Raw genomic sequence first — 12,263 nt, 5'->3', positions numbered from 1 at the left:
GAATTTATCTTTTAGTGAGGTCATTCAATGATTTCATGGTTTTTTATTGGTTTAGTGATCACTATTTTGCTCACCCCTGGTCCAACCAATACTTTACTTGCTTCCTCTGGTATTCAGGTGGGATTGCGTGAATCTTTATTGCTGATTCCTGCAGAAGCGATTGGTTATATTCTTGCGATCAGTGCATGGGGAATGTTGATTGGTAAAGTCTCAGCGACATTACCTTTATTACCAACATTTTTAAAACTATTAAGTGCAAGGTATATTATTTTCCTTGCGATTAAATTATGGCGTACAGCAAATCAAGAAGTGATTTTAAATCAACCTACAATTCGACCTAGAGAATTGTTATGTGCGACATTATTAAACCCTAAAGCTTTATTATTTGCTTCAGCAATTTTTCCAACAACGGCATGGCAAACGCAAGAAATTTATGTTGCGCACATGAGTAGCTTTGTTGCACTCATTCTCCCAATTGCACTATTTTGGATTTCAGTCGGCGCTGTGTTGGCAACCAGTAAAGTTAAGTGGTTATCTCAATCTAAGTTACAGCGTACAGCATCAGTTGTACTGATCAGCTTTGCTATTCCGATTAGCTATTCAGCTCTAATTAATCTCTAATTCTAATTTTCTGATACCTTGAACCATCTGGGTAGCAGGGTTCAGTTGTTTTCATTAATGTCGTTTTACGTTAAAGTACCCACCAATCATTAACTTAGATTTTGGATATAAAGTTATGGCAATAAAATCTGATCGTTGGATTCGTGAAATGAGCGAAAAACACGGCATGATTGAACCTTATGCAGAAAATCAAGTTCGTTTCGATGCAAACGGAGAAAAACTGATTTCTTATGGGGTGTCTAGCTATGGCTATGACGTTCGTTGCGCACGTGAATTTAAAGTTTTTACCAATGTTCACTCTGCAATTGTTGATCCGAAAAATTTTGATGATAGAAGTTTTATCGATATCGAATCAGATGTTTGTATTATTCCACCGAACTCATTTGCTCTCGCACGTACGATTGAATATTTCCGTATTCCACGAAATGTCCTAACGGTGTGTTTAGGTAAATCGACTTATGCCCGTTGCGGTATTATCGTGAATGTAACGCCACTAGAGCCTGAGTGGGAAGGTCATGTTACGCTTGAGTTTTCAAATACAACGAATCTCCCAGCACGTATTTATGCGGGTGAAGGTGTTGCACAAATGCTATTCTTTGAAAGTGATGAAGTGTGTGAAACATCTTATAAAGACCGTGGTGGCAAGTATCAGGGGCAAACAGGGGTGACTTTGCCGAAAACATGATTTCTAAATTACATTTTGCAACAATCATAAGGTTTTTTGGTTGTTGCAATATAAACCTTATATTTAAGGAATAAAAATATAATATTCAGATATATATTTAAAAGAAATTATTTAAGAACAATAATTCATTCATCGGAAAATAAAACGTTTACCTAATATATTTTGCATTTGTGTAAATTATCGGCATAATTAAGAATGAATATATATGGGTAAAATTACCTGTGTTTGAGTGATGTTTGGATACAATTTCTCTTTTAGGGAATCACTCAAAAGGAAGTTAGAAAAATAACGATGGTGCGGAGCATCGCGTAATGGGAAGGTCAAGATGACTACACTTCATACGGTATCATTTCAAAAAACTGTTTTGGCGACCTTGATTGGTTTATGTCTAAATCAGTCAGTTTTTGCATTGCAAGAATTATCAGACGATGGTTTAAGTGAAACCACTGGTGAAGGCATCGCTTTACTACCCCAAGATACTTATATGATTTTCCGTGGCGCAGGTCCTAATGAGGCTACTCCATTGGCTGGAGCGGATGGGATTGCTGGTAATACGGATGATCGATTAAATGATACTGGTTATATCCGTTACATTCCTGTTGGCCCTTTAACATCAGAAGCTAGTGCAGCTGGTGCTGGTAAAGCAGATTTGTTTTTATATGGTTTAGCAGTTTCTAAATCTGATAACAATACCAATACCCGTATAGCAAGTACTGCTGCTAATGCAAGTATTAAGAGCTGGGGAACAGCAAGTAATCCTTGGTTATTAAAGGCAAGTACTGCTTACAATGTACCTGATTTTTATGTCAATGGTACAAATGGTGGTACATCTAAAAGTTCAGTTACTTACCTTTCTATGGAAGCTCCACTTTATAATCAAAGTCTTGCTGGACTTACATCAGATACAGGGCTAGATGCTTATAAACTTAAATTGGGTTTATGGGCTGATGCTTTCGTGAGAGACCCAAGTAAAATAGAAGGTGACGCAAATCAATTTTGCTTAAATGGTTGTACTCGTAATACAAGTGCTGTAAACACGGCGCAAATACCACGTGAAAATCGATTACGATTGCAGGCGATTTGGAATAATTTCAGTGTAAATGGAAGTAATTTACAATTGTTCCAAACTTTAGGGGGAGTTGGTCTTTCTGGTGATACTGGTATCAATAATGGTATGAGTAAATTTTATAATAATACTCTTGGAGCTTCTGGTATTTTGCGTTTTAACAGTGGGGATGCTGCAAATGTTAAAGCAACTTACATTGCTGGTGTATCAACAAGAACTTATAATACAGACAGAAATGCCACAGCAGCATCAACGGGATGGTCAAATACAGAGGTTTGGAATACCTATGCTAATACCAGTATTTTAGGTGGGGATAATGGCTCTGCCGGCGGATGTAATGCTGGTGGTGTCCAATTTAGTTCTGTTGCTTGTCAATTCCGTTATAGAGATCGTGCTGTAAAAGATACTGTTTCTGGAGCATCTTGGACTGCGCCAGATCCAAATGGAAGTAATGTTTTACGATTGAGTACAAGAGAAACATCAAATACCAGTTTAGTCTCGACACCTGCTTTGGGGGGGGGGAATGCACCTACATTTGCAGCAGATGATGGAATATTTATTTATAACCCTAACATTAATTTAGTATTAGGCTCACTCTATCAACCAGTTGTTTTTGGTTCCGATGGTACGAACTTTAGTTTGGAAATAGCACGTATTCCAAATAAACAAGATGTTTATACAAAAATTTATACTCGTTATGCAGGTGATACAAGTGATACAGGTGTGACCTATTATGGTTCTACTTGTAATGTTTACCAATGTGGTAGTTCAACTGTCGCTGGCTACCAAGGTGGATCTGCCTTAAATGATTATTCATCTACAGCATTAGCAGGTAAAAAACTTGCAACGCACAGTAGTATCAGTTTTGGTACTGTGAAAAGTAATGATGGTGGGCAAACTTTAGTTGCGGATAGTAGTGTTGAAGCATTAGGGATATTTTTTGGCACACCACAAAATAGAACGAATATTTCAGGAACCCAGATTTTTAAAGAAGCTCAATATCAACAACGTCAGCAACGTGTTGATACCAGCTATATTGTGACAGATCGTTATAGACTCACAGTTTCTAGTGGTGCGGGTGGATTTAGTGGCGGTGGAACAGCGACTAGAGCAGATCCGTATGGTCAAGCTTCAATTTCTTGTAATTATACTTGGATTAGTGGTTGTTCATCTTCTACAGATCGTTGGTATAACACTTCTGGTAATCATGTTGATTGGGTTTATTTAACGAGTGTTGATGCAAGTGGTAACAAGATCTTTGGCAATGACGATGGTACTTATGCTCGTTATTGTACCAATACCACAACAGATTGTTTAACTTGGTACAACGGAGCCGCGTTGGGTACTGGCGGTGCAGGAAACGGTTATCCGGCGGCTGTTACCAATGTGAGTCAGATCGTGGGTGGTAGTACTGCTAACCCTGGAAGTGGGCAGCGCGGCGCTGATGATTGTTGGCCTGGTGAAACTGGTGGTCAATGTAATGGTAGTTCAGGCAGTACAACAACAGGTGGGTTGTATGGATTGTCACGTTTAAGCGCAGTTAATAATGGTGGAAGTTCTAATACGCCTACTCCAACGCATGTGAATAATACCAATTGGACATATGGGACACGTGCAAATGCACCTTGGTTTAGAGTTGCAGGTGGACAAGCAGCTGTTGCATATGGCTCAGGTTTAGGATCTTCAACTGCAATCACTTCTGATATTGTACCAACTGCTGTGACAGGTGGTGTGAATCCATCAGCATTAAATAACTTTGGTTCAGCTGTGATTGATGGGCTGTTAATTCAGCATATGAAAATAACAACGAAGGGATTATAAGACGGGAGTCATCATGTTTAATTTTAATATTTTGGGCTTTAGTATTGCTACTGTTTTATTTAGTCAAGGACTATATGCATCTTCAATGGTTGACTTAACTGATGATGAATTATCAAAAGTACAAGGACAGGCTTTAATGAGCCTATCTTATATCTCTCCTGTTGATACAAAAAATTTAGAATCAACTCGCACAGGAAGTACTAAAGATATTGGTTTCTATAAATTAGGAATGGAAGCAGAAATTGAATTAAACGCAAATATTAAAAAACTACAGTTAGGCTGTGGTGGTGTAAATGGTATTGGTGACTGTGATATTGATATTGATAATTTAAGTTTAAGTGGTTTAAAAGTTGATAGTAATGGTAAACCTCTTGCAATGACTAATGAGGAAAGAGCTGCTTCTTCGGCAAAAATAACCAATCCATTTATTGAATTTGCAGTTAAAAATCCTGAGTCTGCTTCTATGCGTCAAGTTATTGGATTCCGTTTAAGTGCAGAAAAAGCGCTAGGATTATTATCAACTGGAACGGAAAATACTGGAGTTGCAAATGGTATTAATACTATTTCAGGCTATATGAAAGTACAGTCTGACAGCTCAGGTATCATAAAAGGGTATGCAACGACAGCAGCAACGAGAGACAATCTTTATGGTACCTATTTAAATCCAAATGATTTAGTGATTACAGGTGCCCTAAAAGCATTAGGTTTAAATGGAGCCGATTTTAAGACTTCTGCTGGTGGTTTTAATATCCCTCAGATTAATAATAACTATTTTGAAATTCCAGCAATTTTAGTTAATGAAACTAGAGCAAAGTCTAAAATTTTATCAGCTCCTGTAAATGTCCCTAATATCTATGTAGGTGGACCTGGTGATGCAAACTACCCTGTGAATGGGTCCGTGCAATATAACTCAAGTGGTCCACATGATCCAGCATACCAAGAGCCTTCAGCTATTTATACACAAGGCGGTCGGGTTGAAGCAACAGTAACAAAATGCTATGACATTTCTTGCCTTGTCGCGCAAGAAGGAGACGTATTCCAAAATGTTTATATGAATGGGCAGATTTCAAACATTACTGCAAATTTAAATCTAAATCAGTCTTTAGGTTTAATTCATAATTTACCGATTAATTCGCCATTTTCTTTATCTTTACAGCAACAAGCATTGCAGTGGCCAGGAGCGAAATCGGATGATGTTGCACAAAAAGGTTGGTGGATGTCATTTGCCGATCCAGTAAATATTGGATATGTAATTCCGCAAGATCCTATTGATATTTCTCCACTTTTTCCTCAGATTGCAAGTGCTGTTTCCTACTATTTACGCCGTGGTGGTGGTAATGAAGCAAATACAAGTGATCTTGGGGGCTTGTTAGGAGGTGGGGATTTAACAGTGAATATCGGAAATATCGATTTAAGAAATAGTGCGTTAAACTTAAATATTAGTAACCTTAAATTAACAAATCAAAATTTTGCACCTAACTGTTGGGGTGGTTTGAAGTTTTGTTAATAGCTATTTTCGGGAAGAAAGTGGTGGTTTAGTAATCAATAGCTGGTTTTGATGCTATAAGTACAGGATATTATAATGAAGAAAATGATGATTTTGCTCCTATTCAGCACAAGTATAGTACATGCTGAATTAAAAACTTTGGATAGCCAAGCTTTGAGAGAGGTTGAGGGGCAAGCTGGAGCAGATTTGTCATTGAAATTTTCATTAAATCATACCAGTACTTATCAATTTGATGATGGTGTTGGTGGTGTTTGCGATAAGACAGCGAATAATAATACTGGTTTAGGTTATTGTCATTTAGGACTTTCGGTAAATAAACGATTTGTTAGTAGTCGTGTGCAAGGAGCTAACACTTTATGGGATGTACCAGAAAGTGATCCAACTTTAGCAAATCCAGCAAGAAAATTATGGCTAGTGTTCAAGGGAATCCAAGGAACTGTTGATATTCAAAAACTAGGTTTAGATGGTGTTGATTTAGTATATCAGAATGATGGTGGAATTGATCAGATTAAACCTTCTATGCAACTTAGCCTTGATGCTAGTATGCCTATTTTAATTAGAAATTTTGGTTTTAATGCACTTGCGATTGAACAAGATGATTTTACAAGTTATATCGATTCAAATGGCAAAGTGGTTGAAGGTTCTGCTAGTACCCCACCAACTAGTGGGTATGGATATTTAAAAGCAACGACTTATAACGCAACGAATGCTGCAACATCGTTATATGATCAGGGTAAGGAAACTGGGTTTGTTGGTATGAGAATGAATGGTAATCTTGCTATACAAGGTAAGATCATGATGTTTGGTTGTGATAGCAGTCATCCACGTTGCTAGAGCTAGAGATTATCAAGGATTGAAGTGATGAAAAAAAATAACCAAAATCACAATACAGCATGGTTTGCATTAAATACTTTAGCAACAAGTATGCTACTCATAAATTCTGCGCATGCATTACAAAGCTTAGATGATAGTGCATTGCGTAATGTTAATGGTCAAGATGGAGTTCATATTTCAACCTCTTATGATGAAATTAATGTTGATAAGCTTTATTGGCAAGATAATGCTGGAATAGGAACTTCGAGTAGAACAAATGGTAACTTACAAGCGACAGCTGAAAATTTTAAGATTCAGTCAACCAATGCTAACGTTTCAAACTTACCTATTTCAAATCGGACTCCAGGAACAGATTATAAAATAAATATAGGGAGTGGTAGTGGTAGTGATGCTGGCAGAACTGGACTAGATTTAGCTATTTCGGCAAATCCTTCTTTGATTACGATTGATCAATTTAAAATATGCGACACTGAGTCTACTCAGCGTTGCAGCGCGCCAATTGGGAATATGGCAATTCAAACAAGTTCAGTTATTGATCTTAATTTTAAGACTCGTGATGGACTTTTTAGTAAAGATAAGCAAGCAACTTTAGATTTAGGATTGAAAAATGCGAATATCTATTTAGGACAAAAAGATGTTAGTAATGAGCTTAATCAACTCATACTTAAGAACTTTAATTTTAACTTTTTAGGTAAAGGCGTTATGTTTGTAGATGCCATTGGTGGCTTTAGATTACAAACTAATTCCGACGGTGTTGGTAAAGCAACAATTGCATATAATTCTAATAGCACAATAAATTTAGCATCTAGTACTCAACCAGATGCAACACATGGATATGTTGATTTTAGAAGAACTACAGATTCTGCATCTAGTAATTTAAGAAATACTGGCAGTTATGGTAATGGTGTAGTCGGTGCTGGTGGTGATACAACAAACTCAGGTTTAAATTTAGAATTTTTACTGAATAAAGATGTAAGCAAAACTTCACCTTATGTTCTTGATGGGACTAATAGTCCGAGTAATGCCAAGGGATTAATACGTGTTGGCGCAAGTGGTCGAATGGTAAATGGTTATTTACAGTTGAGAGGCTTGAATACAACAAATAAGAATAATCCAGATTATACTGGAGTAAATTATGGTAAATCTGATCAAAGTAATATTGTTGGTAAAACTAACAACTTAAGCACTGATTTATCATTAGCAGCAAATAATCCTATTACTACAACAACTGGAAATAATATTATGGGGAGTACAGGTATTGCTTTCCGTATGGCTGCTGAATTTACTAAAGATAATGATCCAATGTTGGGAAGTGATGGTAAGGCAACTACGCTAGAAATTGGTAGTGCAGGCTTAAATACTTATGGTTTTGAATTTGGAAATTTAACAGGATTAGTCGCAACTGATCGTGGTTCATTTGATAGTGGCAATGTATATGTGAATCTAGCTGATACTCGAACAGTTTTATTACCTGCAAATAAACTTTTCCAAACCAGTCGATTTGGTAATGGTAATTTTTTAACTAGTAATAATGATTATATTCAATATATCTATACAGACACTCCAAATGGTATCGCTGCAAATCAAAATCCTTATAGTTTACTAGTAGCGGTTCGAGGTGCTGAATTCCAAGCAATATCTCGTCTAGGTCGTTTTACAAATAGTGCTCGAACAAATGATGCAACTGGTGCAGCAGTTCCAAATATTGCAGAGCATAATGGTACTAATCAATGGGGACTAGCATTACCTTTTTACAATTTAAATGCCAACATGGCGATTTTTGGTACCAATGTTGATGCATCTACTGCTTATGCTTATACGTCTGATTATAAAGGCTATAATAAATCGTCTACAAATAAAGTTGTTGTTGGTACAGGTTTAACGCCGCGTCTAGGTTTTTCACTGGCCATGAGTACTGAGGGTGTAAGTTCTGATGGAAGTAAAACAACATCAATTTTAGTAATTGATGGTAAAAAAATAGGTGCTAATAATCAACCTGTTGATTATTATATGGGGTTGCGTAATATTGATTTATTACTCAAAGGCACTGGTAATATTGGTGTAGAAAAGGGTAGTTTAAACGTTAGTTTAAAAGATTTACTTATTGTGGCTGCAGCGCAAGTTGCTGCTGGATATCTACCAGGGACAACTTACCAAACTTGTGTATTGTCTACATCAAATGCAGGATGTAATAGCTCTGTTCCAGCTAATAATAAAGTAGCATTAAATAATTTTGCTACATCAAATGATGTGCTATTTGGTATTAAGTTACGCGCTGGCGGTAGCATGGATTTTTCACTTATACCAAATAGTGAGTATAAGTCTGATGGAACTGGGAGTAGTTTAAATATTGTTGGTGATTTTACTTTAGACCCAAAACAAGGTAATACAATTCAAATTAGTGATCCTCTTGATGGCTCTACACTCGGTTTAGATAATTTAACGGGTAAAATGGCATTTAATAATGCAATTGTAATTGCCCCAAAAGCCAATCAAAATGGTGCTGAAGGGATGGTTAGCTTCAACTCATCATTTACATTTAACCCAGATCGAACAACCGATGGCGTATTTCGTGCAAGAGATATAAATCTGTATCCACCGAATACTGGTGCAGGTGCTCGTTTGGGAGAGTTAGCAATCACTGGTGGTCGCTTAACAAGTCAATTTGGTATTATGCCGCGTAATTAATATGTGCATCATCTATTTGGTCTGAAATAGATTGAATAGATGATAAGCTATGTTAATCTATCGGATGTATTTTAAACATTTGTCTACGGATCAGGGCAATGAAAAAAAATAAAAAGCTAGGATGTCTATCGTTACTGCTATTAAGTCCATGTACTATGGCGATGCAACCTATCGATGACCAAAGTCTTGCTACAATGACTGGGCAGGATGGTTTGACTATTCAAGCGCAGGCAAATGTTGAATTCAAACAACTTTCTATGATAGATAATGATGGTTTGTCATACGGTAGTGGTTCTTCATTGTATACATCGCCTGATTATACTAAAAGGGCTGGTTTAGTGATTGGAGGGCAAACGTCTTCTAGCCCTGTTCGAGTTGTAGGGCTAAATGGTTCTAGTGAAACTATTCTTGGATTCAACGCTGTAATTGATTCAGATGCTGGAACAGTCGCCAATAAAGGTGCTTTCACAAATATTGCTTTATCTTTTAATAATAATATTACAGGAATTCGTATTTCTCCTTTTTCTGTATATGCTGCTAGTGAAGGTACTCTCTCTGATATCATTAGTAATTCATACAGTAAAAGTACTATCTATGATAGTTCTACATTAAAACCTAAAGTAGGTTTAGTGAAAGAAATAGTAAGAGTTGGTGGTGCAAGTGGGATAGATATCGTTTTTGCCGCTAATAAACCAACAGTAAATATTCAATTAGGTGCAGCACCACAAGGGCATATGGTTATGTTTGGTGGTGCAATAAATTCAATTTGTGGTTCAGGTAGTGGTTGTAATATAGTTGCTGTTTCTGACTATGATGGAAGCAATAATCCATATGGTATCGGTTTTGATTTTCAATTTACGGGTTATAATAATTCACCTTTTGGGCTGACTGGTTTTTATGCTGGTATTGAGGGTAAAAATGGCACAGATTCTGGTGGATTAGTTTTTGGGAATTCGGGAATTTCAGACAAATTTAACTTGAGTTTAAATAACGTAATTTTAGGACAGTCTGGAAGTCCGTCTACGACATATCCATCAAGTACTTTTAATGGATTGCCAAATGCTTCAATTGGAAGTATAGGTGCTGTAGGTGCATCAGTTACTAACTTAAAGATGAAAGTTAGTGGGATGTAATAAGTTAGTCATTTTATTAAAGCGACCTCAGTCGCTTTTTTTATCAATATACTCTTATTAAAAAAGGTCAGCTCTGCTTCAAGTAATTAATAATCTCATCTAGTTGTTTCTCTTTCTTTACTTTTGTCCAAAGCTCTTGAGCCTCAGGATAGGCTTTCGTCATCATTCCTAGCCATTGCTTATAACGTCCAATCATACCGACTTCGGTCTTGTACTGACCACTTAAAAAACGTTGCTGGAGTTGCACTAACTCTGACCAAGAAAGGATAGCTTGATCACTATTCTCTCGAATACATAAGGTTAAATCTGGTGTTGTAACCGCACCACGTCCAATCATAATATCTTTGCAGTCTGATTGCGCTATACAAGCTTTGGCATCTGTATTATTCCAGATTTCACCGTTGGCAATGACATTGATTTTTAGTGCCTCAGTAATTGGCTGAATTTTTCCCCAATAAGCGGGTGGGGTATAGCCATCTGCTTTAGTACGCGCATGTACGGTAAGCCAATTTGCACCAGCATCTTCTATCGCATGTGCATTATCTAAAGTGTGGTTTTCATCTAGATAGCCCAGTCGCATTTTAGCCGAAACGGGTATATGTGCAGGTACAGCATCACGAACTGCTTTAACTAAGAGGTGTACGGTTTCAGGTTCATCCAATAGAACAGAACCACCACGATGACGGTTGACGGTTTTGGCAGGGCAGCCAAAATTGAGATCAATTGCAGGTGCGCCGAGTTCCACAACTTTCGCGGCATTGGCGGCCAACATCTCTGGATTATTCCCAAGAAACTGTACATGCACAGGTGTGCCTGCTGCGGTTTTACCTGAGTTTTTGAGTTCGGGACAAAAACTATAATAAATATGATCTGGAAGAATACTATCGGTAATACGAATAAACTCGGTTACGCACCAATCAAAACTGCCAACATGAGTGAGCACATCACGCATGATCGGATCAGTTAGACCTTCCATTGGAGCGAGCACAAGTTTCACGATTATTATTACCTAATGAAGCGAATACAGCGTTATACGCATTTTCAGATAGGCTGTCTAGTTTATTCTGAAGCTAGAAATCAACGTCCTAGAATCATTTCTAAAACAAACTTACTACCGATAAAACCAATTGCAAGTAAGATAAAACCTGTAATGGTAAAGCGAATTGCTTTGCGCCCACGCCAACCGAATTTGTAATGGCCAATTAAAAGCGCACCATATAAAAACCATGAAATAATACTAAAAGCGGTTTTATGAGCAAGATGTTGAGCAAAGAAGTGATCAATTGTAAAAAAGCCAAAGAGAAGTGCAGCAGTGAGTAAGCCAAAACCTGTGATAATTAAATCAAAGAGTACTGATTCCATCACTTGGAATGGTGGAAGTAAGTTAACCCAAATTCGTCTTTTTTGTTTCTTCTTAAGTTCTCTATCTTGAAACCAAAGCAATACGGAATGAATAGTTGCCATTAGTAAAACAGCATAAGCTGATAAAGAGAGGATGATATGAAGATCTAAACCTAAGCTATGTTGTTCAATAACTTGGTTTGGTTGACTAAAAGCATATCCTAAAATTAAACCAATTGCGGCAACAGGAGTGCCGATTAAATTTAATGGCAAGATTGGTCGAATGAAACTTAAAATTAAACTGAGTGCTAGCATCAGCCCCGAAGTAAATGACATTAGGTTAAATACATCATAATTCACGCCAATTGGTGTCATCATGTCTTGATAGAGCACCGTACTATGCAGTAGTAGCCCTAGACCAATCATAATCGAATAACACCAAAGATTTGGAGTACGTTTTGACATCAAACGTATAAACAAATACCAAAAAGAACTGGTATAGGCTACAAGTGCCAAAATTGTGTAAACCAAGGGGAGACTGATCATGTCAAACCTTTTTCAGGGGGT

The 12,263-nt window shown here is 37.2% G+C and carries 9 protein-coding genes; 7 read left to right on the top strand and 2 right to left on the bottom strand.

What is annotated here, in order from left to right; genetic code table 11:
• The first annotated feature begins 27 nt into the window (after nt 1–27).
• From F907_RS04155 to F907_RS04185, 7 genes are all read left to right on the top strand, one after another.
• Nucleotides 28–621: a LysE family translocator gene (locus F907_RS04155; protein ID WP_016652927.1), complete on the top strand. Its 594-nt coding sequence runs from the start codon at nt 28–30 to the stop codon at nt 619–621.
• Nucleotides 622–736: 115 nt separating this feature from the next.
• Nucleotides 737–1,306 carry a dCTP deaminase gene (gene dcd / locus F907_RS04160; RefSeq protein WP_004675063.1) on the top strand — a complete coding sequence of 190 codons (570 nt, stop codon included), beginning with the start codon at nt 737–739 and terminating at the stop codon, nt 1,304–1,306.
• Nucleotides 1,307–1,631: 325 nt separating this feature from the next.
• Nucleotides 1,632–4,193: a hypothetical protein gene (locus F907_RS04165; RefSeq protein ID WP_016652926.1), complete on the top strand. Its 2,562-nt coding sequence runs from the start codon at nt 1,632–1,634 to the stop codon at nt 4,191–4,193.
• Nucleotides 4,194–4,206: 13 nt separating this feature from the next.
• The gene (locus F907_RS04170; RefSeq protein ID WP_016652925.1) at nt 4,207–5,700 is read left to right on the top strand and encodes a hypothetical protein; all 1,494 of its coding nucleotides are present in this window, start codon (nt 4,207–4,209) and stop codon (nt 5,698–5,700) included.
• Between the two features lie 75 nt (nt 5,701–5,775).
• Nucleotides 5,776–6,534 carry a hypothetical protein gene (locus F907_RS04175; protein ID WP_016652924.1) on the top strand — a complete coding sequence of 253 codons (759 nt, stop codon included), beginning with the start codon at nt 5,776–5,778 and terminating at the stop codon, nt 6,532–6,534.
• Between the two features lie 27 nt (nt 6,535–6,561).
• The gene (locus tag F907_RS04180) at nt 6,562–9,222 is read left to right on the top strand and encodes a DUF6160 family protein (protein WP_016652923.1); all 2,661 of its coding nucleotides are present in this window, start codon (nt 6,562–6,564) and stop codon (nt 9,220–9,222) included.
• A 98-nt stretch (nt 9,223–9,320) separates the two neighbouring features.
• On the top strand, nt 9,321–10,355 hold the full coding sequence (locus F907_RS04185; RefSeq protein WP_016652922.1) for a DUF6160 family protein: 1,035 nt from the start codon (nt 9,321–9,323) through the stop codon (nt 10,353–10,355).
• 67 nt (nt 10,356–10,422) lie between these two features.
• Here the strand turns inward: F907_RS04185 and F907_RS04190 are convergent, their stop codons facing one another.
• Together F907_RS04190 and F907_RS04195 are read right to left on the bottom strand one after the other, a co-directional pair.
• The gene (locus tag F907_RS04190; protein ID WP_016652921.1) at nt 10,423–11,352 is read right to left on the bottom strand and encodes a tRNA dihydrouridine synthase; all 930 of its coding nucleotides are present in this window, start codon (nt 11,350–11,352) and stop codon (nt 10,423–10,425) included.
• 80 nt (nt 11,353–11,432) lie between these two features.
• Nucleotides 11,433–12,242, bottom strand: coding sequence for a cytochrome C assembly family protein (locus F907_RS04195; RefSeq protein ID WP_016652920.1), 810 nt, complete (start codon nt 12,240–12,242; stop codon nt 11,433–11,435).
• Between the last annotated feature and the right edge of the window lie 21 nt (nt 12,243–12,263).

The organism is Acinetobacter colistiniresistens (assembly GCF_000413935.1).
Lineage (GTDB): Bacteria > Pseudomonadota > Gammaproteobacteria > Pseudomonadales > Moraxellaceae > Acinetobacter > Acinetobacter colistiniresistens.
This window is presented reverse-complemented; position numbering and strand designations above follow the sequence as displayed.

Bases quoted from the DNA above. Each gene is read 5' to 3' on its own strand.
- F907_RS04185 (WP_016652922.1), top strand. From the start codon at position 9,321: ATGAAAAAAAATAAAAAGCTAGGATGTCTATCGTTACTGCTATTAAGT.
- F907_RS04165 (WP_016652926.1), top strand. From the start codon at position 1,632: ATGACTACACTTCATACGGTATCATTTCAAAAAACTGTTTTGGCGACC.
- F907_RS04170 (WP_016652925.1), top strand. From the start codon at position 4,207: ATGTTTAATTTTAATATTTTGGGCTTTAGTATTGCTACTGTTTTATTT.
- F907_RS04180 (WP_016652923.1), top strand. From the start codon at position 6,562: ATGAAAAAAAATAACCAAAATCACAATACAGCATGGTTTGCATTAAAT.
- F907_RS04155 (WP_016652927.1), top strand. From the start codon at position 28: ATGATTTCATGGTTTTTTATTGGTTTAGTGATCACTATTTTGCTCACC.
- dcd (WP_004675063.1), top strand. From the start codon at position 737: ATGGCAATAAAATCTGATCGTTGGATTCGTGAAATGAGCGAAAAACAC.
- F907_RS04195 (WP_016652920.1), bottom strand. From the start codon at position 12,242: ATGATCAGTCTCCCCTTGGTTTACACAATTTTGGCACTTGTAGCCTAT.
- F907_RS04175 (WP_016652924.1), top strand. From the start codon at position 5,776: ATGAAGAAAATGATGATTTTGCTCCTATTCAGCACAAGTATAGTACAT.